The organism is Bradyrhizobium sp. 604_D8_N2_3 (assembly GCF_051810765.1).
In the GTDB taxonomy this organism is placed as follows: domain Bacteria; phylum Pseudomonadota; class Alphaproteobacteria; order Rhizobiales; family Xanthobacteraceae; genus Bradyrhizobium; species Bradyrhizobium barranii.
This window is the reverse complement of record NZ_JBPWPM010000001.1, coordinates 3,489,587-3,509,808: the sequence shown is the minus strand read 5'-3', so window position 1 is coordinate 3,509,808 and position 20,222 is coordinate 3,489,587. Positions and strand designations below refer to the sequence as shown.

Sequence of the window (20,222 nt, the reverse complement as noted above, 5' to 3'; positions counted from 1 at the left end):
ATGGCAGTCCGCAGCAACATCGTCGGCATCGACACCCCCGAAGCGCTGGAGAAGGCGCTTCGGGCAGCCTATTACCTCGCCGATGAAGGGCTCGCGACCGCGGCCTATCTCGGCCTTGCCCTCGGCAAACCGCTCCTGCTCGAAGGCGCCCCCGGCGTCGGCAAGACCGAGGCCGCGAAAGCCATCGCCGCCGTCCTCGGCCGTCGCCTCATCCGCCTGCAATGCTACGAGGGCATCGACGCCTCGGCCGCGCTCTACGAGTGGAACTATCCACGCCAGATGCTCGCGATCCGCCAGGCTGGCGACGAGAGCATCGACATCTATGGCGAAACGTTTCTGATTGAGCGGCCGATGCTGGCGACGCTTCGCGCACCCGACTCCACCGTGCTGCTGATCGATGAGATCGACCGCGCCGACCAGGAGTTTGAGGCGTTCCTGCTCGAGTTTCTCTCGGACTTCCAGATCTCGATCCCGGAACGCGGCACGGTGCGCGCGGCCGAACGTCCTGTCGTCGTGCTGACATCGAACCGGACGCGCGACCTGCACGAAGCCCTGCGCCGCCGCTGTGTCTATCACTGGATCGACTATCCCACTGAAGAGCGGGAGGCGCGTATCGTGATGCTGCGGGCCTCCAGCGTCGCCGAGGCGACAGCGCGGGCCGTCGTCGCGGCCGTCGGCAAATTGCGCCGCGAGCCGCTCAGCAAGGCACCAGGCATCGCGGAAGCCGTCGACTGGGCTGAAGCGGCGACGCTCCTTCACAAGGGCGGTGCGCGCTGGCCCGACGCCTTCAAACGCTCGATCGGCGTGGCGCTGAAAGACGAGGAAGACCTGCATTTCATCTCACCCCGGCTCGACGTCATGCTCGCGGAGGCAACCGCATGAGCACCGAGCCGGAGCTTCCGCGCGCCGCCCGCATCTTCGTCTCCTTCGCCGCGCTGCTGCGCGCCAACGGCTTTGCCGTCGCGCCCGAGCAGACCACCTCCTATCTCGCCGCGATCGAGCTGCTCGGGCCGCGCGACCTCAACGACATCAGGCAAGCGGCGCTGGCCACGCTCGCCCCGCCACCCGAGCGCCGCACGACCTTCGACCGGCTGTTCGACCTGCACTTCCGCGGCAGCGAAGCCATCGAGCATGTCGATGACGGCGACGACGACGAAACTGTCCGGCTCCAGGAAGAGGGCCGCGGCGAACAGGCCCCCCTGTTCTCCGACGAAGCCAACGAATCCGGCCTCGCTGCGACGCGCTCCGAGGCGCTGGTGGAGCGCCGCTTCGCCCAGCTCTCCACCACCGACGCGCTCCGCCGCCTGGCGCGCGAGGCCCCGCGGCGCCTGCCGCAGCGGCGCGGCCACCGGCGCATGCGCGCCCGCCGCGGGCCGTTTGCCGACCTTCGCCGAACCTTGCGCGACAGCGTGCGGAGCGACGGTGAGATCCTGCGGCTCGGGCACCTGAAGCGGCGCCAGCGCCGGCGAAAGCTCCTGCTGCTGATCGACGTCTCCGGCTCGATGAAGACGCGCACCGAGGAGAACATGAAGCTCGCGCATACGCTGGTGCAGGCCGCGCCAAATGTCGAGGTCTTCACCTTCGGCACGCGGCTGACCCGCGTCACCCGCCCATTGCGCCTCAAGCGTCGCGAGCAAGCGCTGAGCGCGGCGGCGCACCTCGTCAGCGACTGGGATGGCGGCACCCGCATCGGCGACGCGCTGCAAGCCTTCCTCGCGGTACCGCGGTTCGGCGGTTACGCGCGAGGCGCGGCCGTCGTCATCGTGTCGGACGGGCTGGAACGCGGCGAACCCGACGCGTTGCGCGACGCTGTCGCAAAGCTGTCGCGGCGCGCCTGGCGCGTGAGCTGGCTGACGCCGCTCGCGACGGGCCCGGATTTCCGCCCGCAGACCGAGGCGCTGGTGGCCATCCAGCGCTTCGTCGATGATCTCGTGGATGGCGGTTCAAGCGCGTCGATTGTCGCGCACATTCTGACGTTGGGACGGAGGAAAGCGGCGTGAGCGACATTGTCGACGGCCATCATCACATCTGGCGACAGGCCGACCTGCCCTGGCTGACCGGCCCGATGCAGCCGCGCATCTTTGGACCCTACGAGCCGATCCGTCGCGATTATCCGATCCGGGAATATCTCGACGACCTCAAGGGCACCGGCGTCACCCGTTCGGTCTATGTCCAGACCAACTGGGCCAACGACCGCTTCGAGGATGAAACCGCCTGGGTCCAGCAGACCGCCGACGAGCACGGCTGGCCGCATGCCATCGTCGCCTACGCAGATTTCGCCGTCGACGACGTTCGCCCGCAACTCGATCGCCTGAAGCGCTATCCGCTCGTGCGCGGCGTGCGGATGCAGCTGCACTGGCACGACAATCCGCTCTATCGCTTCGCGGCCAAGCCCGATCTCTGCGTCGATCCCATGGTCCGCCGCAACATCGCGCACCTGGCCGACTACGGCTGGAGCTTTGATCTCCAGGTCTTCACGCCGCAGATGCCGGATGCAGCGCAACTCGCCGAGTCCTGCCCCCGGGTGACCTTCATCCTCCAGCATGCCGGCATGCTGGAAGACCTCTCGCCGGCGGGCCGGGCCGCCTGGCGCGTCGGGATGGCCCGGCTCGCGGTCTGTCCGAACGTGGTCTCAAAACTCTCCGGGCTCGGCACCTTCATCCACCGCAACGATCCCGCGCATATCGCGGCCGTCCTTACCGATACCGTCGCGATTTTCGGCGCGGAGCGCTGCCTGTTTGGCTCCAATTTTCCGATCGAGAAATTGTGGACCAGCTATCGGGAGCTCGTCGACGCCTTTCGTGCCGCGGCCGCGAAGCTGACGACCCAGCAGCAGGACGCAATTTTCAGGACGACGGCAACGCGCGTCTACCGGCTTTGACAGACAAGAACAGAACAGGGAGGGAAACGAATGGCGCTGGAGATCAAGATCCTGGACTATGGCGATATCGAGCTGGAATCGAGCTTTCTAGTCCTCGGCCGCGACTGCGGCCGCACTCGCCGCGTCCTCACCCTCGGCTTTCTGATCCTCGGCGGCAAATATCCGGTCGTGGTCGATACCGGTTACCGTTCCAACCAGATCATGGAAACGCTCGGGATGCGCGGCCTGCAATACCACGAGCACATGATCGAGAACCAGCTCGCCCGCCACGGCGTGCGCATGGGCGACGTCCGCTTCGTCTGCCACACCCATCTGCACATCGACCACGCCGGCAAGGACGATCTGTTTCCGATGAACACGACCGTCGTCCTCAATCGGAAAGAACTCGAATATTCCGTCTCCGGCTTGATGCATCCGCAATATCCGGCGCCCGACATCAAGCATCTCATCGACCGACTGCACACCAAGAGTGCGCTGCGCTTCCTCGACCTCGAGATCACAGGTCCTATCGAGCTGATGCCCGGCGTCTATTGCGATGCGGCCAATGCACATACCGAGGGATCGATGAACGTCATCGTCGAGACTGCCGACGGGATCGCGACGATCTGCGGCGACGTGATCTACGACTTCAACGACCAGATCGTCACGCCCTTCAACGAGATTCACGACTGGGAGCCGCGGACGACGGGAAACCACGGCACCAGTAAGCGGGCCGAGAAGGCGTCGATCAAGAAGCTCCTGAGCAATTCGCGCTATCTGCTGCCGGTGCACGACAGGCCGGCCAAGATCGAGGGCGGCATGGTCGTCGGACGCCTGCACGACCAGGTCCCCGGCCCGATCGTGCAGTCGCTGCCCGCGCGGAACTGGTTCCCTGCCTGACGTGACCTGAGGATATCGACCGATGACGCATGTCACCTTGCGCTCCGAATTCGAGAGCCTGATCGACCCCTACGCGCCGGTCGCGCAGGTTGGAACAGGTTTTGACTTCACGGAAGGGCCGATCTGGCATCCGGTCGATCATTATCTCCTGTTCTCGGACATGCCGGGCGACGTGCGGCGGCGCTGGGATTCGCGGCGCGGCGTCGCGGAGGTCAAGCGCCCGTCGAACAAATGCAATGGCATGACCTATGATGCCGAGCTCAATCTGGTCGTCTGCGAGCACGCGACCTCGTCGCTGATCCGTGAGCGACCGGACGGGCGCCGCGAAGTGCTGGCCTCGCACTTCCAGGGACAGGAGCTCAACAGCCCCAACGACGTCTGCGTGCACTCCTCCGGTGCCATCTATTTCTCCGATCCCTGGTATGGCCGCATGCCGGTCTATGGTGTCGAGCGGCCGCGCCAGCTCGGCTTCCAGGGCGTCTATCGCGTCATGCCCGGCGGCGAGCCAACGCTCGTGGTGGACCGCAATTTGTTCGACCAGCCGAACGGGCTGTGCTTCTCGCCTGACGAGAAACTGCTCTATGTCAACGACACCGTGCAGGCGCTGATCCGCGTATTCGACGTCAACGGCGACGGCTCGCTGTCGAACGCACGCGCGTTTGCAAGCGGCATCCGCTCCGAGCTGGAGCCGGGCCTGCCCGACGGCATGAAGTGCGACCAGCATGGCAATGTCTGGGTCACCGCGCCCGGCGGCGTCTGGGTCTATTCACCGCGCGGTGAGCTGCTCGGAAAAGTCCGCGTGCCCGAGCTCGTCGCCAACCTTGCCTGGGGTGGCCCGGATTTCCGCACGCTCTATCTGACGTCGACGCATTCGGTCTATGCGATCCCGACCAAGGCCGGGCCGCGCCACGAGCCCTATATGAGCGGCAAACGCGGCAGCGGCGGCGCAAGCGCCGGCCCCGCGGCTGCGGCGCCCATCCTCGCCGACGGCGAGATGCGGCTCGATCCGAGCCGCTGCGCCATGATCATCCAGGATCTTCAGAACGATGTCATCATGGATGGCGGCGCATTCGCCGAGTCAGGCGCACCGGGTCATGCGAAGCAACAGCATGTGGTCGAGAACGTCCGGCGCTTGGCGGAGACAGCTCGCGCGCGCGGCGTCGCCATCATCCATGTCTGGTTCGTGGTCGAGCCCGGCGCGCCCGGCGTGACGCTGAACGCACCGCTGTTCGAGGGCCTCGTCGACAGCAAGGCGATGGTGCGCGGCAGCTGGGGCGCCGCCCCGGTCTCCGGCCTCGAGCCACGGCCCGGCGATTTCGTCGTCGAGAAGATGCGGATGAGCGCCTGGGAGGGCACCCGGCTGGAGACGATCCTGAAAGCCACCGGCCGCGATATGATCATCAACACCGGCGCATGGACCAACATGTCGGTCGAGCACACCGCACGCACCGGCGCCGACAAGGGCTATTTCATGATCGTGCCGGAAGATTGCTGCTCGACCATGAATGCCGACTGGCACTCCGCCTCGATCAACTTTGCCATGCAGAACGTCGCCGTCGTCACCCGGGCGGATGCCGTCATCAAAGCGCTGGGATGAGTGGTGGCAAAGCTTTTGCACCTCTCCTGCTCGCCCCGTGCCGACTCCGAGTCGAGCGCCGGCGCGCGCGTGTTTCTTGACGGGTTTCGGCAGGCCCGTCCGGACTGGGATATTGACGTCGTGGATCTCTGGCGCGAGCGGCTGCCGGAATTCGCAGGTCCCATCGTCGAGGCCAAATATGCGCGCATGAAGGCGCAGGCCTTCAACGACGCGCAACGCGACAGCTTTGCGGAGGCCGAGCGGATGGCGCTGCGCGTTTCACTGGCCGATCGGGTGCTGATCTCGACGCCCATGTGGAACTTCAGCATTCCCTACAAGCTCAAGCAATGGTTCGATATCATCGTCCAGCCCGGGCTCACCTTTCGGTTCGATCCCTCCCTGGGATATGTCCCGCTGCTGACGGACCGGCCAACCACGGTGATCCTCGCCAGTGGCAGCGATTTCGCCACCGGAATGAACCGCGGGCGCATCGACATGGCAACGCCTTACCTGCGGGAAATTTTGCGCTTTATCGGTATCAGCAATGTCCGTTTCGTACCGATCGGGCCAACCACCGGACCGCAACAGCCCATCGAGGCTGCCCGCGAAAGAGCCCATCAGCACCTCGCCGCAATGGCAGCGAACTTCTGAGCATTGTTGAGGACGCTCCGGCGCTTCGCGACACCTATCGAAGCAAGCTGCGCATCACCCGCGTACGCGAATCACGGCAGGTTGTCCCGCAGAAAAATATCGATGCGGATGCGCTCCTGGTCGGGGCTGATCGGCTCACCCGAACAATGCGCGAGCAGAACTCGCGCCGCAGACCGCGCCTCGTGACCGGGATCCTGGTTGATGATGGCATCGAGCGTGCCGCGGACCAGGAAACGCCGCGTGTACTGGGTCAGCTCGTGCGCGATCCAGACCACTTCGCGCGCGCGGCCCGAGGCCTCCAGCGCATTGGCGATGCCGCGGTTCCCGGCGCCGCAGCAGTAGATGCCGCGGAGATCGGCGTGGCGCGCCAGCAGTGCGACCGTGAGCTCCCGGGTGCGCTCGCTGTCGTCGCGGCCTTCGATCACCGGCAGCGCGAGCAGGTTCGGATACTCGCTGGACAGGATCTGGTGGAAGCCGAACTGCCGCTCGGTGTGATCGCGCAGCGACAACGAACCCGCGATCACGGCAACCTTTCCCTCGCGGCCGGCGAGGAAACGCCCCATCAGCGTTGCCGCAGTTCGCCCCGCGGCCGGGTTGTCGATACCGACATAATGCAGCCGCCGCGAGCTCGGCGCGTCCGACACAAGGGTCACCACGGCGACCCCGCGCGCGGCGAGCTCGTCAATCGCGGCGCGCACCCTGGGATGGTCGAGCGCGATGACGGCGACGCCCTGATAGGCCGGCGACAGGTTTTCCAGCGCACCGGCGAGCACATCCGGATCGAACACGTCGACATGGAGGATATCGATGAAGCCGCGGTGGCCGGCGAGCCAGTCCGCGGTGCGTTGGACCTGCTCGGCCAGGTTGGTCATGAAGCTGTTGCTGCCGCTCGGTAGCACGAAGGCGAAGCGGAACGTCTGCCCGCGGGCGAGCCGCGCGGCCGCGACGTCGCCCCGATAGCCGAGTTTTGCCACCGCGGCCTCGACACGTGCGACGGTCTTGGCGCGCACGCCCTCGCGCCGGTTGACGACGCGGTCGACGGTGGCGAGCGAAACGCCCGCCGCACGCGCGACGTCCTCCAGCGTGGCGCGAACCGCCGGCTGCGTCGCACCGGCTGTCATTCCCGCGCGGCCCACAGCATGCCACGGGTCATCAACGTTCGAATCTCCGGTACGTCGAGCTCGTAAGCGCGGTGACCGAGCGAGGAGTAGAACACCCTGCCCGCGCCGTATCGCTTCTTCCAGACCACAGGCATCACCACGCCGTCGATCCAGGGCGCGTGCTCGCCCGTGAAGGTCGTCGTCGCCAGCACCTCGTTGGCGGGGTCGACATGCATGTAGTACTGCTCGGAACGATGCTCGAAACTCTTCAGCCCCTTCATGATGGGGTCATCCGGCTTCGTCAAGTCGACCTTGTAGTCGATGATGTTGCCGGGATGCGCGACCCACTGCCCGCCGCACAGGAACTGGTAGTCGACGGACTCGCGGAACGCATCGCACATGCCGCCATGATGCCCGGCCAGCCCGACACCGCCACGCACGGCCGCGCAGAGATTGAGCGCTTCCGCCTTCTCGATCTTCGACATGGTATAGATCGGGATGATCAGCGACAGATCGTGGATCGCGGGATCGGCGAACGCCGCCGTCGTGGTCTCGACCCGGACCTCAAAGCCTTCCGCCTTCAGCCAGCCGCGGATCATCGAGGCGCAGAGATCGGGATCGTGTCCCGGCCAGCCGCCCCATACAATCATTGCCTTGCGCATGGTCATTCCCTCAGTCGATCTGTCCGGTTTCACGTCCGGCCGGCAGCATTGCCGGCCGCTCGACGCAGCTCCCGATCTTGACGCGGCGTCCTTCGTCGGCGGAGGTCTGGAACGCCTCCATCACCTCGAGCACATGGAAAGCGAGCGCGCCGCTGGCGCGATGCGGACGGTTGTTCAGGATCGCGGAGGCCATGTCGGCGACACCGATGGAACGAAACTCGCCATCGACATGACCGTGGGTCAGCGGCACCGGCTCCCATTCACCGCCAGTCTTCGCGACCTGCACCTCGCCGCCGAACCGGTTCGGGTCCGGCACCAACATGCTGCCCTTGTCGCCATAGATCTCGATCGGCGCGTGCCGGTGCTTCGGCACGTCGAAGCTCATCGCGATCGAGACGACCGCCCCGCACTCGAATTCGAGCGTGCCGGCGACATGGGTCGAAACCTCGACCGGGATAAGGGTGCCTTTCATCGGCTGGCTGGTGACCAACCGCTCGGATTTCGGACGCGCGGTCGAGCCCATCACGCTCGCGACCGGGCCAAGCAGCTGCACGAGATCCGTGATGTAATACGGCCCCATGTCGAGCATCGGCCCTCCGCCGCGAAGGTAATAGAAGCCCGGCGATGGGTGCCAGCGCTCATGGCCAGGGCAGCCGAAGAAGACGCTGCCCGCGACCGGCGTGCCTATCGCGCCATCGTCGATCAGCTTGCGCGCGGTCTGGTGCCCACCGCCAAGGAACGTATCGGGCGCGCAGCCGACGCGAAGGTCCTTCTGCGCGGCGAGATCCATCACCTTGCGGGCTTCTGCGACGTCGATGCCGAGCGGTTTCTCGGAATGAACGTGCTTGCCGGCATTCAGCACCGCGAGGCTGACGTCGGTGTGGGCGAGCGGCACCGTGAGATTGATGACGATCTCGACATCCTCTCGCTTGAGCAGTTGATCGACCCGCATCGCCGGCAGCCCGAAGGCGGCGCCCTGCCGCTCTGCAGCATCGCTGCGCATATCGGCGAGCGCCTTGATTTCCATGACTGGAAAGCGCTGGGCCGCCTTCAGATAGGCGGTGCTGATATTGCCGCAGCCGATGATTCCGATGCCGACTTTTCTCATTGTGATCTCCGTAAGGTATCGTTCATCCCTTGACCGCGCCTGCGGTGAGGCCGGCGACGATGTGCTTCTGCGCCAGAAGAAACAGAATGATGGTGGGCAGGATGGTCAGCGTGATGAAGGCCAGGATCAGGTGCCACTCGGACGAATACTCGCCCTGATAAACCATGATGCCGAGCGGCCAGGGATAGAGCGCATCGGTGTTGAGCATCACCAGCGGCAACAGATAGGCGTTCCAGCTGTTGACGAAAGTGATGGTCCCGACGGTCGCCAGGATCGGCCGCGACAACGGCAGCGTCACATAGCGGAAGAATTTGATATAGCTACAGCCGTCGACCAGCGCGGCCTCGAGCAGTTCATAGGGGATATCCTTGAAGAAACGCCGCAGCAGCAGCACGCTCATCGCGAGGCTGAAGGCCACCTGCGGCAGTGCCACGCCAAAATAGGTATCGAGCAGCCCGAGATCGCGCACCTTGATGAACAGCGGCAGCACCGCGGTCGCGGCCGGAAACAGCAGGCCGAGCGTCAGGTAGCTCAGCAGCATCGATGAGCCGTAGAACCTGACATGGGCGAAGGTGAACGCCGCCATCGAGGCGACGATCAGGGTCAGGGTCACCGTGAGCGTCGAGATGATCAGCGAGTTGCGCAAGAGCTGCCAGTAGCGCGCGGAGAACAGGATGTCGGCATAGTTCTGCCACTCCCAGTGACGTGGCAGGCCGAACGGATTGACGCGCAGTTCGCCGAGCGATTTGAAGCCGCCGAGCAAGGTCGCGAGCAGCGGCACCAGCACGAAGACGGCAACGACGGCGAGGAACACCGCCTTGAACAGCACGGCAGGATCGAACGGCGTACGATTGGTCTCGGTGCTACTCATCACGCATGAACCATCGCTTGTAGGTGAAGGCAAAGGTCACGCAGATCGTGAACAGAATGACACCGATGGCGCTGCCATATCCGACCCGCATGCGGGAGATGCCGTTGTTGTAGAGGAAGCTCACCAGCGTGTTCGAGGAGTCCGCAGGCCCCCCGCGCGTCAGCGGCATGACGAGGTCGAACAGCTGCAACGAGCCGACGATGGCGAAGAACACCGAGAGCCGAATCGTCGGATAGAGCAAGGGGATGACCACGTGTCGCAGGGCTTGCGAACGCGTCGCGCCATCGATGCGCGCGGCCTCGATCAGGCTCTTGTCGAGGCCCTGGAGCGCCGCGATGAACAGCATCATGTGGAAACCGAAGTACTTCCAGACGACGACGATCAGCACGGCCAGCATTGCCGTATCGGTCGAGGCCAGCAGATGCGGGGGCTCGGCGCCGAAGCTGCGCCAGATCGAGGCGACAAGGCCGTAATCGCCGTCATAGACGAAGCTGAAGATCAGTCCGGTCGCGATCTCGGCCAGGATATAAGGCATGAAGAACAGCATGCGCAGCGCCACCGCCCCGCGAAAGCGTTCGGCGAGCATCAAGGCCAGCGTGAGCGCAAGCGGCAGCTGGATGGCGAGCGAAACAGCGATGATCAGCCCGTTGTTGCGCAGCGCGAGCCAGAAGGCGCGTGTCTCCAACACGAAGCGGTAATTGTCGAAGCCGATCCAGTTGGTCGGCCTGCCGAACCCGTTCCAGTTGAAGGTCGAGTACCAGGCCGCCTCGCCGATCGGCAGCACCACGAACAGCGTGAACAACAGCAGCGCCGGCGGCAGGAACAGGATCAGGACCGTCAGCCTGCCGTCCCAGCTCGGGCCGCGCTCGGCGACCTGCGGGAGCTCACCGGCAACGTCCATCGCCGACACGCTCGCGGCCCGGCGTGCCACCGTCAGTTACCCTGCTTCCACGCCGCCTCGATCGCCTTGGCCGCGTCTTGCGGGCTCATGCTGCCGCCGGCGATCTCGGCGGTGACGTCGTTGACGACGCGGCCAACCGAGGGGCCGAGGCTCTGGTCATAGAAGTTCTGGTGGTAGTTCGACTTCGCCAGATTGGCCGCGATCAGCTTCATGAAGGCGTTGTTGAGACCGGCATCCGCGCCCTGCACCACCGGGATGATGAAGTTGCCCGCAGCAAGCCGCGTCTGCACATCCCTGGAGACGAAGTATTTCAGGAAATCGACGGCCTCCTTCGGCGAGCCCTTGGTGATCAGCCAGCCGGTGATGCCGCCGAGCGTATCGGTTGGCGCGCCCTTGCCGCCCGCCACGACCGGGAAGTCGAACCAGCAGATCTTGTCTTCGCTCAATCCGACCTTGTCGGCGGCAAGTGCGCGCTGCAAATGATAGACCGTGCTGATGGCGAGCGTCATCGCCGCCTTGCCATCGCCGAAATAGCCGACCGCCTGCGGATTCTTGAAGCCGAGGAAGCCATTCTGGAACGGCTGGAGATCGACGAGTTGCTTGAACAGCTCGCCGGATTTCTGGAAGGTTTCGCCGGCGAAGCCGCCGTTCTCGCCGCGCAGCGCCGCGTCGAAGGCCGGCTTGCCGCCGACGCGCACTGCAAGATGCGTCCAATAGAAGTGCAGCGGCCATTTGTCGGCCCCGCCGACCACGATCGGGGTCACGCCGGCGGCTTTCAACGTTTTCACCGCTGCAAGCAGGTCGTCCCAGCTCTTGATCCCTGCGGGATCGACCTTCGCCTTCGCCATCAGCTCCTTGTTGCAGAGGAAGCCGACCTGCGACAGCGCGGTCGGAAGACCGTAAACGCGGCCGTTGGCCGTGAAGGCGGCGAGCGCTGCCGGCGTAAGGCTGTCGCTGTACCCCTTCACCTGATCGGTGATGTCGTCGAGGACGCCGGCCTCGATCTGCGTCTTCAGGACGCCGCCGGCCCAGCTGTAGATGATGTTCGGCCGGTCCTTGGATTGCAGGATGGTCGGCAGCTTGGCCTTGTAGGCCTCGTTCTCGAGGAACTGCATCTCGATCTTGGTGCCGGGATGCGACGCCTCATAGGCGCGCGCAACCTCCTCCCAGATCTTCACCTGGGCCGGATTGGCTTCGATGTGCAACCACTTGACCGTCGTGTCGGCCGCGGCGGAGTTGGCCCAAAGCAGGCATGCGGCGGCGGCGAGTCCCAGCTTCCCGAGCAGTCTCATCACATTCCTCCCAACCGGCTCTTATTCTTTGGCTGCAATCCTGCCTTCGATTTTTGAGGTACGCAACTAAAATTCTGATCTATACACCTCACGCGGGGAATGGCTAAGGTTGGCGGGACAACTGGGCGGCGCCTCGCACCGCCCGCAACGCAACTTGAGAGGTGCCCATGGCCGCCGTTTATTCCGACCTTGCCGGCAAGGTCGTTCTCGTCACCGGTGGCGCATCGGGGATTGGGGCTGCGATCGTGCGGCGCTTCGCGCAGCAGAAATCCAATGTCGTGTTCTTCGACATCAAGGCCGACGAGGGCGAACGCCTCGCACGCGAGCTGTCGGATCAGGGTCTGGCTGCGCATTTCCAGCGCGTCGACCTGACTGACATCGCCGCGTTGCGCGCCGGCGTCGCCGAGGCGCGCAAAGCACACGGCGCGATCAATATCCTCGTCAACAATGCCGCACATGACGGACGGCACAAAACCGAGGAGATGACGCCGGAATACTGGGACGACCGCATCGCGGTGAACCTGAAGCACCAGTTCTTCGCCGCCCAAGCCGTGCTGCCGGACATGAAGGCGGCGAATGCCGGCGCCATCATCAATTTCGGCTCGGTGTCGTGGATGGCCGGTCAAGGCGGCATGGCCGCGTACACGGCCAGCAAGTCGGGCGTGGTCGGCCTGACGCGCTCCCTCGCGCGCGATTACGGTCCCTACAACATCCGCGTGAACGCGATCGCGCCGGGCTGGATCATGACCGAGCGCCAGCTCGAGAAATGGATGACGCCGGCGGGCGAGATCGAACTGCAGCAGCGACAGTGCCTGAAGCGTCGGCTGGTACCGGACGAGGTCGCGAAATTCACCCTGTTCCTCGCGTCCGACGAGGCCTCCGCCTGCACCGCTCAGCACTACGTCGTGGATGGCGGCTGGGTGTGAGATGCTTTGTGGGTCGTGGGCGGGACCAGAGCTCGAACCTGGTCCCCCCGCTGACTAAGATTCAGCTGGTGACTCCGTCCAGTTGTTTGCACAAGCCGAGGTCGCGAAGCCTATTGGAAAAGATGCCAATGGCACTTTCAACCATATCGCACCGATAGCGATAGTTCAGCCGTGTTGCTGCGTGGCGTTCGGACCTGCGTTGGCGACGGCCTCGCGTATCATTCCGGCGACCAGCTTCGGCGCGGTGATCGGCGATGCATGATCGACTTTCTCGGAGCGAACCTGCGCACCCATCCGTCGTGCCAGGAATAGCTGTGTCGCCGGATTGATCATTCGATCCTCCTCGGCGACCAGGTACCACGACGGCTTTGCCTTCCATGCAGCTTTCAGAGCCTTTTCCTGGATTGCCGCGACGGCAATGGGACGCTGGATCGCAGCAAGGAGCGCAGCCTGCTCAGGTCGGGCATGCTGGCACCAGGCCGCGCCAAACCGGTCGTTCGGCATCCAGAGGAAACCATGACTGTCGGGGGTGAGTTTCGGCGCCTCCGGCGACGGCTTGTCGCGATAGAATATTTGCGCGACTGTTTCGCCTTCGTCGGGAGAGAGAGCCGAAATGAAGACCAGCGACCGCACTCTCTCCTGCGTGACCGCACCAATCACGGCGCCGGCATAGGCATGTGCGACAAGGACAACCGGCCCGTCGGTCCGCTCCAACGCTCGCTCAAGCGCCGCAACATCATCCGATAGCGATGTGAGCGGGATCGGCGCCGCCATCGTCTTCAGTCCCTCGGACTGCAGTAGCGTAATGACGTGCGCCCAGCTTGAACCGTCGGCCCAGGCGCCATGGACGAGAACGACGGTGGCGTCCGTCCCCGCTGCTTCCGATCTTCTGCTGACGTCGCGGGCGACCTTCTTGCTCGCTCGGGGATCTGCAACCGCCGGCGCGATTACGCCGAATTGTGCTGCAGCTACTGTCGTTGCCGCAGCACCAACGAAACGCCGGCGATCGTGGTTGATTTCGTCGGACATGGATCCTCCATTGCTCTGGCGGCTTGCGTTGACGCACCTCCGCTTACCCTCTCGCTATTCGGCGACGCGACCACATTGGTTACAGGCGGAGGATCATTCCAACGATCACTTCCCGACTGCTCCCGCCTCTGCCCCATCGCGCCAGCGGGATGACCGAAATCATCAGCACGAACGGTTCAGTGACGCTAATCCTGCGAAAGCGCGCTTCCACGGAGGTGCTAACATGTCTTACCGCGTCGTCATTGAGGGGGGCGTTTGCCAGGAGCGTCGCGCGAACCTCGAAGGACCTCAGGGATGACAGAAAAGACAAAGATCGAGCGCCGCACCTTCGTCCAGGTGATGACCGCTGCATCGAGCGCCGCTCTATCACCGGCGCTTCTACCGCGACGCGCGGCCGGCCAATCCCCAAACAATTCCACCTCGAACGCTTCCGATCTCTTCGAGACAAAGGAGATCAAGACCGACGACAACACCATTTTCATCAGGCGCTACGGGAGCGGATCCCCACTGCTCATGGTCCATGGATTTCCGCGAACCAGCCTGATGTGGCGTCATGTCGCGCCGCATCTCGCCGGTAATCGCACGGTCATCTGCGTCGATCTTCGTGGATATGGCCGCAGCGGCGTTCCCGCCTCTGCGGAGGATCACTATCCCTATACAAAGCGGGCGATGGCGAATGAGCTCGTCGCCGTGATGGATAAGCTTGGCTTTTCCAAATTCGATCTGGTTGGACACGATCGCGGCGGTCGCGTTTCCTACCGCCTTGCGCTCGATCACCCGGAGAAGGTGCAGCGTCTCGCAGTGTTTGACGTGCTGCCGATCTCGGAAGCCTGGGGCCACGCCGACGCAAAGTTCGCCATGACCTACTGGCCATGGAGCCTCCTCTCGCAGAAGGCACCGCTTCCCGAAAAATACCTGATCGGTGCGCCGGACGCGGTATTCGACAATCCCTTCGGCCAGGGCTCATTCGGCCCCGAAGTGGAAGCGGAATACATCGAAACCTACCGCGATCCGGCTCGGGTGCATGCGATCTGCGAAGAGTACCGCGCGGCCGCAACCCTGGATATCGAGCACGACAAGGCGGACCAGAAGGAAGGCCGGCGCATTAAGTGCCCTATGCTGCACCTGTGGGCTTCTGGCGGGCCACTCGATACATTCTACGAGCAGAATGGCGGCGCATTGGGAATTTGGAAGAAGTGGGCCGACAACGTACAAGGTCGGGCCGTCAAGGGCGGTCACTTCTTTCCTGAGGAAAACCCTACCGACACAACGGAGCTTCTAACCAAATTCCTGTCAGCTTGAACGGCAGCTGACGCCCGCGCAGATTTCGACCAGGCTGGCCACAGCCAGGCGATGGCCGGCGAACGAACCATCCTCGCCGGCCCAGCTTTGTTCAGCCGATCTCTCGCCGGACCATGGCCGCCGCATCGCACATCGCCTTCAGCTTTCCGAACGCGGTTGCGCGCGGCATGTACTTCATGCCGCAATCGGGCGCCGGGACCAGGCGGTCCGGCGAGACGTATTTCAAACCGTTGCGGATACGGGCGGCAACAGTGTCGACGCTCTCGATCGCGGGATCCGCGAGGTCGAGCACGCCGAGCATGATCTTCTTCGACGACAGGTCCTTGAGCACGCCGAGGTCGAGCTTCGGCTGCGCGGCCTCGATCGAGATCTGGTCGGCAATGGTGTCGTCGAGCTCGGCGAGGAAGGAATAGCCGGCCGGCTTGTTCGAGCCCGGCACGACCGCCGCATAGCCGAAGCAGAGGTGCACGACGGTCGGCACCGTGATGCCCTGCAATGCGCGGTTGATCGCCTTGACGGCGTAGCGCTTGGCAAGATCCGGATTGTTGCGCACCCAGGGCTCGTCGAGCTGGATCACGTCGGCGCCAGCCTCCTGCAGATCGAGCGCCTCGGCGTTGACGGCCTCGGCCAGCGCCATCGCGAGCTCCTCCTCGTCCTTGTAGAACTCGTTCCTGGCCTGCTGGCTCATGGTGAACGGGCCCGGCAACGTGATCTTGGCAGCACGGTCGGTGTTCTTGCGCAGGAACTGCATGTCGTGCAGCTCGACCGGTCCCTTGCGCTTCACGGGACCCACGACGCGCGGCACCGGGGTCTGGGTGTTGCCAGTGCGCGCCACGATCATCGCGGGATTGTCGCCGTCGATGCCGTCGAGCGCGGTGGCGAAGCGGTTGGAGTAGCTCTCGCGGCGGATTTCGCCATCGGTCACGATGTCGATGCCGGCGCGCTCCATGTCGCGGATCGCGACGATGGTCGCATCGTCCTGCGCCTCTTCCAGATGCTCCGCCGGCAACCGCCACATGTCGTGCAACCGCGTGCGCGGCACCACCTTCGACAGCATCGCGCGATTCACCAGCCATTCCGGCTGCGGGTAGCTGCCGACCACCGTGGTCGGCAGGATATGCGTTGGCATGGGCATGGGATTCTCCTTCTTTTTGTTGTTGAGTGCAGCCGATCAGGCCGCGCGTCCCTCGTCCTCGACGGGATTGCGCAGGATGCCGATGCCGGAGATCTCGATCTCCACGACGTCGCCGCCCTTCATCCACAGCGGCGGCGTGCGATAGGCGCCGACGCCGCCGGTCGTGCCTGTGACGATGACATCGCCGGGCGCAAGCTCGGTGAACGTCGAGCAGTAAGCAATCAAGGCCTGCACGTCGAAAACGAGATCAGAGATCGGGGCCTTCTGCACCTCGACGCCATTGAGGCGCGTGATGAGCGTCTGCTTGGTCACGTCGGTCAATTCGTCGGTCGTCACCATCCAGGGCCCGAAGCCGCCGGTGCCGGCAAAGTTCTTGCCGGGCGCGAATTGCGAGGTGTGGCGCTGCCAGTCGCGGATGCTGCCGTCATTGTAGCAGGCATAGCCGGCGACATGGCTGAGCGCGGCTTCGCGCGAGATGCGGCGACCGGCCTTGCCGATGATGACGGCCATCTCGCCTTCGTAATCGAAACGCTCGGACTCCAGCGGCCGGATCATCGGCTGGCCATGACCGACCTGGCTGTTGGCGAAGCGGGTGAAGATCATCGGATGCGCCGGCGTCGGGTGGCCGCTCTCGGCCAGATGCGTGGCATAGTTGACGCCGATGCAGAAGATCTTGTCGGGATCGGGTACCGTCGGCAGCAGCGCGACATCCTGCAGCGCGTAATCGGGCTTCTCGACGGTCAACTTCTTCAATTCGTCGAGCGATCCCTTCGCAAGCAGCGCCTTCAGCGTCGGATATGCCTTCAGGCGCTTGCCGGCATCGATGACGCCCTTGTCGGTGACGATGCCATAGCTCGCGGTGCCGGCGTTCGTGAAGCTCGCAACTTTCATCAGTCAAACACTCTCTTCGATGGAGGAAACATAGTCGTTGATCGGAAGCGCGATCTCGCCGTTGCGGATCGGAACACATTGCGGCGGGAAGTCCTGGCGGAAGCGGGCGCCGGCCGCCTCGGCAGCGTCAAGGAAACGCTCGAGATGGTCCATCGCGCCGGTCGGAAGATCGTGCAGCACCATCAGCGTCCAGGACTGCCGGCTGCACTGGTCGAGCGCGCGCCCGGTCCAGCCCTCGGGGTCGTCCCAATCCCGCGGAATCGCATTCCAGAGCACGCAGCTGTGCTTGTTGCGGGCGAGATAGTCCACGACGGAGGATTTCAACAGCCGCGCATCAAGATTGCCGCCGCCGCCGAACGGCCGGAACCAGCGCTGGGGATGCGCGAGATCGGAGATCGCTTTTTGAGTTCGGCCGATTTCGTTCTCTGCCGTCTCGCGATCCGCCTGCTCACCGAGCGGAATGCTGTGCGTAAACGTGTGATTGCCGATCCAGTGCCCCTCCCCGTGCGCACGCACCGCAAGCCCGCGCCGCTCGGGGTCAGCGAGCTTCTCGCCGATGACGAAGAAGGTGGTCTTGATGCCGCGCCCGGCGAGAACATCGAGCACGCGCGGCGTCACATCGGGATCGGGGCCGTTGTCGAATGTCAGGGTCAAATCGTACACGCTGGTACCTCAGGTCGCCGGCTGCATCGCGCGCGACGCGATCTCGTCATTGGCCTGACCGGCCCGCGTACCGGTCTGCCAGATCGCCGCCTTGCGCTCGATCCACCGGATCGCGGCATTGAAAGCGATGGCGAGGAACAGCACGAGCAGCACGCCCGCGAACACGTGCGGACTATCGAGAATTGTGCGGTAGCGCGAGATCAGATAGCCGATGCCGGCCGATGAGATCAGCATCTCCGAGACGACGACGCCGACGATGACCAGCGCACCGCCGACACGCAGGCCCGACAGCACCGTCGGAATCGCCGCCGGGATGATGACGCGAACCAACCGTTGGCTCAGCGTCGCGCCCATGCTGCGTGCCGCGAGCAGGAGCTGCGGATCGATGGTCTGGATGCCGGCGGCGGTGGCGAGCATCGTCGGCAGGAAGCCATAGATCGAGGCGAACGCGATCTTGGACTCCGAGCCGATGCCGAGCCATACCGTGAAGACGGGATAGAGGATCACGAGCGGCACCGCGTACAGGCTCGATACCATCGGCATGATCAGGACGCGCGGACGCGGCAGGCTGCCGACGATCGCGCCGAGCAGGATGCCGCCGCCGCAGGCGAATGCCATGGAGACCACGACCTCGTAGAGCGTCACTGCGAGCGCGTGACCGTATTCGGCAGCATCGGTCCATCCAGCGATCAGCGTCGACGACAGCGACGGCAGGAACAGCTCGGGAATGAGCCCGGCGCGCGGCAGCAGCTCCCACAGCGCAATCAGCCCGATCACGATCAGATATCGCAGCGTTTTGGCGCTCATCTCTGCCTCACGCCGATTTGCGGATGTGCCGCCAGATGCGGTCGCGCAGCGCACCGAAGGCGTCGCCGCTCAGCATCTCGTAGGTGCGGGGCCGCGGCAGCTGGACCTGGAGATGGTCGACGATGCGGCCGGGCCGCGCCGACATCACGATCACCTCGTCGGCGAGATAGACGGCTTCGGTGAGGCTGTGCGTGACGAAAACGACCGTCTTTCCGGTCGCGGCCCAGATCCGCAGCAGCTCGTCGCCCATGGTCATGCGCGTCTGCTCGTCGAGGGCAGCGAACGGCTCGTCCATCAGCAGCACCGGCGGGTCCTGCACCAGCCCGCGCGCGATCGAGACACGCTGCTTCATGCCGCCCGAGAGCTCATGCGGATGGCGCCTGCCGAAGCCGTCGAGGCCGACCAGTTTGAGCGCATCCTGGGCCTTGGCACGGCGCTCGGCCTTGGGCACGCCCCGCAGCGCCAGCGGAAACTCGACATTGTCCTCCGCCGTCAGCCACGGGAACAAGCTCGCCTCCTGGAACACCACGCCGACCCTGTCGGGGTCGGGCTGAAGGATCGGCGCGCCGCTGATGGTGATCGTGCCTGAGGTCTGCTGGCGCAGCCCCGCCATCATCATCAGAAGGGTCGACTTGCCGCAGCCGCTCGGGCCGACCAGCACGACGAAGCGGCCAGGCTTGACCTCGAGCGAGACGTCCTCCAGCGCGACGACGTCCTGCGACCTTGTCTTGAAGACCTGGCCGACATTCTTCACCTCGATCGCGCCGGCCCGCGCGGCGGGCTTCAACGGGGTCACGTTCGCCAATGGCTGCATCGCGTTTCCACCCATCTGACAAGTTCGTTGAAGGTCATGGCGATCGCGGCGACCATCACGACGCCGGCGAGGAGCTGCTTCATCTGGAAGTTCTCGCCCCAGGTCGCGATCTGGTGACCGATGCCATCACGCGAGGCGTACATTTCGGCCAAAATCACGCCGGTGAGGTTGAAGATCATGGAGATCCGCAACGCCTCCAGCAGGACCGGCAGCATGCTCGGCAGATAAACCCGGAACGCCGTCTGCCATGGCGTTGCGCCATAGGAGCGCGCCACCGTCAGATGCTCGACCTTGACCGATTCCACCGCCGTCGTGGTCGACATGATCACGATGAAGATCGTCGAGAAGAAGCCGAATCCCACCTTCTGGGCAAAGCCGACGCCGAACACCAGGATGAACATCGGCAGGAAGATCGACTTCGGGATGCTGAAGGCGAAGAACAAGAGCGGCTTGGCCACGTCCGCAAAGTAACGGTTCTCCGCGACCAGAAAGCCGATCACCGCACCGAAGGGCACGGCCAGCGCGAACGCGGCAAGCACCTCGGTCGCGGTCACCATCAGATCCTTCTGCACGGCCGCGCGCTGCAGCAGATCGCCGAGCGTTGCAAACGTGTCGGACGCCGACGGCAGCAGGCGCGGATTGACGATGCCGGTGCGCGACAGCACCTCCCACAGCGCCAGGACCGCGATGATGATCGCGATCCGCGCAAGGTTGATGACGAACGTGCTTTGCAT

At 64.5% G+C, this 20,222-nt stretch carries 21 protein-coding genes; 8 read left to right on the top strand and 13 right to left on the bottom strand.

Annotation, left to right across the window (positions count from 1 at the left end; translation table 11 throughout):
* From AB7245_RS16590 to AB7245_RS16565, 6 genes are read left to right on the top strand one after another with little or no spacing between them, the layout of a single operon-like run.
* On the top strand, positions 1–882 hold the full coding sequence (locus tag AB7245_RS16590) for an AAA family ATPase (protein ID WP_085403207.1): 882 nt from the start codon (positions 1–3) through the stop codon (positions 880–882).
* Entirely contained in the window at positions 879–2,000 is a 1,122-nt protein-coding gene (locus AB7245_RS16585; protein ID WP_085403206.1) for a vWA domain-containing protein, read from the top strand. Before AB7245_RS16590 ends, AB7245_RS16585 begins: the two co-directional genes overlap by 4 nt.
* Positions 1,997–2,881 carry an amidohydrolase family protein gene (locus AB7245_RS16580; protein WP_439034441.1) on the top strand — a complete coding sequence of 295 codons (885 nt, stop codon included), beginning with the start codon at positions 1,997–1,999 and terminating at the stop codon, positions 2,879–2,881. The genes AB7245_RS16585 and AB7245_RS16580 overlap by 4 nt, the downstream gene beginning before the upstream one ends.
* A 30-nt stretch (positions 2,882–2,911) precedes the next feature.
* Positions 2,912–3,760: an N-acyl homoserine lactonase family protein gene (locus AB7245_RS16575; protein WP_028147221.1), complete on the top strand. Its 849-nt coding sequence runs from the start codon at positions 2,912–2,914 to the stop codon at positions 3,758–3,760.
* A 22-nt stretch (positions 3,761–3,782) separates the two neighbouring features.
* On the top strand, positions 3,783–5,357 hold the full coding sequence (locus AB7245_RS16570; protein WP_085403204.1) for an isochorismatase family protein: 1,575 nt from the start codon (positions 3,783–3,785) through the stop codon (positions 5,355–5,357).
* A 3-nt stretch (positions 5,358–5,360) separates the two neighbouring features.
* Positions 5,361–5,987 carry an FMN-dependent NADH-azoreductase gene (locus AB7245_RS16565; RefSeq protein WP_439035731.1) on the top strand — a complete coding sequence of 209 codons (627 nt, stop codon included), beginning with the start codon at positions 5,361–5,363 and terminating at the stop codon, positions 5,985–5,987.
* Between the two features lie 71 nt (positions 5,988–6,058).
* On the opposite strand, the gene AB7245_RS16560 is transcribed toward AB7245_RS16565, so the two are convergent.
* Genes AB7245_RS16560 through AB7245_RS16535 form a run of 6 tightly spaced genes read right to left on the bottom strand, consistent with a single transcriptional unit; the run spans position 6,059 to position 11,921 of the window.
* The gene (locus AB7245_RS16560) at positions 6,059–7,108 is read right to left on the bottom strand and encodes a LacI family DNA-binding transcriptional regulator (RefSeq protein WP_085403217.1); all 1,050 of its coding nucleotides are present in this window, start codon (positions 7,106–7,108) and stop codon (positions 6,059–6,061) included.
* Positions 7,105–7,749 (bottom strand): ThuA domain-containing protein, encoded by a 645-nt coding sequence (locus AB7245_RS16555; protein ID WP_014496439.1) that lies wholly within the window; start codon positions 7,747–7,749, stop codon positions 7,105–7,107. Before AB7245_RS16555 ends, AB7245_RS16560 begins: the two co-directional genes overlap by 4 nt.
* Positions 7,750–7,759: 10 nt before the next feature.
* Positions 7,760–8,857 (bottom strand): Gfo/Idh/MocA family protein, encoded by a 1,098-nt coding sequence (locus AB7245_RS16550; RefSeq protein ID WP_439034440.1) that lies wholly within the window; start codon positions 8,855–8,857, stop codon positions 7,760–7,762.
* 22 nt (positions 8,858–8,879) lie between these two features.
* The gene (locus tag AB7245_RS16545) at positions 8,880–9,728 is read right to left on the bottom strand and encodes a carbohydrate ABC transporter permease (RefSeq protein WP_085403202.1); all 849 of its coding nucleotides are present in this window, start codon (positions 9,726–9,728) and stop codon (positions 8,880–8,882) included.
* Entirely contained in the window at positions 9,721–10,659 is a 939-nt protein-coding gene (locus AB7245_RS16540; RefSeq protein ID WP_085403201.1) for a carbohydrate ABC transporter permease, read from the bottom strand. The genes AB7245_RS16545 and AB7245_RS16540 overlap by 8 nt, the downstream gene beginning before the upstream one ends.
* Before the next feature lie 2 nt (positions 10,660–10,661).
* Positions 10,662–11,921: an extracellular solute-binding protein gene (locus AB7245_RS16535; RefSeq protein WP_028155765.1), complete on the bottom strand. Its 1,260-nt coding sequence runs from the start codon at positions 11,919–11,921 to the stop codon at positions 10,662–10,664.
* A gap of 167 nt (positions 11,922–12,088) precedes the next feature.
* Between AB7245_RS16535 and AB7245_RS16530 the strand changes: the two genes are divergently transcribed.
* Entirely contained in the window at positions 12,089–12,847 is a 759-nt protein-coding gene (locus AB7245_RS16530; protein ID WP_439034439.1) for an SDR family NAD(P)-dependent oxidoreductase, read from the top strand.
* 165 nt (positions 12,848–13,012) lie between these two features.
* Here the strand turns inward: AB7245_RS16530 and AB7245_RS16525 are convergent, their stop codons facing one another.
* Entirely contained in the window at positions 13,013–13,876 is an 864-nt protein-coding gene (locus tag AB7245_RS16525) for an alpha/beta fold hydrolase (protein ID WP_085403200.1), read from the bottom strand.
* A 294-nt stretch (positions 13,877–14,170) separates the two neighbouring features.
* Here AB7245_RS16525 and AB7245_RS16520 point away from each other — a divergent pair, with 294 nt between their 5' ends.
* Positions 14,171–15,178, top strand: a complete 1,008-nt coding sequence (locus tag AB7245_RS16520) for an alpha/beta fold hydrolase (protein WP_085403199.1) — start codon at positions 14,171–14,173, stop codon at positions 15,176–15,178.
* A 91-nt stretch (positions 15,179–15,269) separates the two neighbouring features.
* Here AB7245_RS16520 and AB7245_RS16515 read toward each other — a convergent pair whose 3' ends face one another.
* The 6 genes from AB7245_RS16515 to AB7245_RS16490 are packed head-to-tail and all read right to left on the bottom strand — an operon-like array spanning position 15,270 to position 20,222.
* Positions 15,270–16,313 (bottom strand): 5-methyltetrahydropteroyltriglutamate--homocysteine methyltransferase, encoded by a 1,044-nt coding sequence (locus AB7245_RS16515; RefSeq protein ID WP_201266222.1) that lies wholly within the window; start codon positions 16,311–16,313, stop codon positions 15,270–15,272.
* Between the two features lie 36 nt (positions 16,314–16,349).
* On the bottom strand, positions 16,350–17,204 hold the full coding sequence (locus AB7245_RS16510) for a fumarylacetoacetate hydrolase family protein (RefSeq protein WP_085403198.1): 855 nt from the start codon (positions 17,202–17,204) through the stop codon (positions 16,350–16,352).
* Between the two features lie 3 nt (positions 17,205–17,207).
* Positions 17,208–17,867, bottom strand: a complete 660-nt coding sequence (locus AB7245_RS16505) for a polysaccharide deacetylase family protein (protein WP_085403197.1) — start codon at positions 17,865–17,867, stop codon at positions 17,208–17,210.
* Between the two features lie 9 nt (positions 17,868–17,876).
* The gene (locus AB7245_RS16500; RefSeq protein ID WP_085403196.1) at positions 17,877–18,674 is read right to left on the bottom strand and encodes an ABC transporter permease; all 798 of its coding nucleotides are present in this window, start codon (positions 18,672–18,674) and stop codon (positions 17,877–17,879) included.
* A gap of 7 nt (positions 18,675–18,681) precedes the next feature.
* Entirely contained in the window at positions 18,682–19,488 is an 807-nt protein-coding gene (locus AB7245_RS16495) for an ABC transporter ATP-binding protein (protein ID WP_041956016.1), read from the bottom strand.
* Positions 19,467–20,222, bottom strand: coding sequence for an ABC transporter permease (locus tag AB7245_RS16490; protein ID WP_085403195.1), 756 nt, complete (start codon positions 20,220–20,222; stop codon positions 19,467–19,469). The genes AB7245_RS16495 and AB7245_RS16490 overlap by 22 nt, the downstream gene beginning before the upstream one ends.

Bases quoted from the DNA above. Each gene is read 5' to 3' on its own strand.
- AB7245_RS16590 (WP_085403207.1), top strand. From the start codon at position 1: ATGGCAGTCCGCAGCAACATCGTCGGCATCGACACCCCCGAAGCGCTG.
- AB7245_RS16585 (WP_085403206.1), top strand. From the start codon at position 879: ATGAGCACCGAGCCGGAGCTTCCGCGCGCCGCCCGCATCTTCGTCTCC.
- AB7245_RS16575 (WP_028147221.1), top strand. From the start codon at position 2,912: ATGGCGCTGGAGATCAAGATCCTGGACTATGGCGATATCGAGCTGGAA.
- AB7245_RS16570 (WP_085403204.1), top strand. From the start codon at position 3,783: ATGACGCATGTCACCTTGCGCTCCGAATTCGAGAGCCTGATCGACCCC.
- AB7245_RS16560 (WP_085403217.1), bottom strand. From the start codon at position 7,108: ATGACAGCCGGTGCGACGCAGCCGGCGGTTCGCGCCACGCTGGAGGAC.
- AB7245_RS16555 (WP_014496439.1), bottom strand. From the start codon at position 7,749: ATGCGCAAGGCAATGATTGTATGGGGCGGCTGGCCGGGACACGATCCC.
- AB7245_RS16550 (WP_439034440.1), bottom strand. From the start codon at position 8,857: ATGAGAAAAGTCGGCATCGGAATCATCGGCTGCGGCAATATCAGCACC.
- AB7245_RS16545 (WP_085403202.1), bottom strand. From the start codon at position 9,728: ATGAGTAGCACCGAGACCAATCGTACGCCGTTCGATCCTGCCGTGCTG.
- AB7245_RS16535 (WP_028155765.1), bottom strand. From the start codon at position 11,921: ATGAGACTGCTCGGGAAGCTGGGACTCGCCGCCGCCGCATGCCTGCTT.
- AB7245_RS16530 (WP_439034439.1), top strand. From the start codon at position 12,089: ATGGCCGCCGTTTATTCCGACCTTGCCGGCAAGGTCGTTCTCGTCACC.
- AB7245_RS16525 (WP_085403200.1), bottom strand. From the start codon at position 13,876: ATGTCCGACGAAATCAACCACGATCGCCGGCGTTTCGTTGGTGCTGCG.
- AB7245_RS16520 (WP_085403199.1), top strand. From the start codon at position 14,171: ATGACAGAAAAGACAAAGATCGAGCGCCGCACCTTCGTCCAGGTGATG.
- AB7245_RS16515 (WP_201266222.1), bottom strand. From the start codon at position 16,313: ATGCCCATGCCAACGCATATCCTGCCGACCACGGTGGTCGGCAGCTAC.
- AB7245_RS16510 (WP_085403198.1), bottom strand. From the start codon at position 17,204: ATGAAAGTTGCGAGCTTCACGAACGCCGGCACCGCGAGCTATGGCATC.
- AB7245_RS16500 (WP_085403196.1), bottom strand. From the start codon at position 18,674: ATGAGCGCCAAAACGCTGCGATATCTGATCGTGATCGGGCTGATTGCG.
- AB7245_RS16495 (WP_041956016.1), bottom strand. From the start codon at position 19,488: ATGCAGCCATTGGCGAACGTGACCCCGTTGAAGCCCGCCGCGCGGGCC.
- AB7245_RS16490 (WP_085403195.1), bottom strand. From the start codon at position 20,222: ATGCAAAGCACGTTCGTCATCAACCTTGCGCGGATCGCGATCATCATC.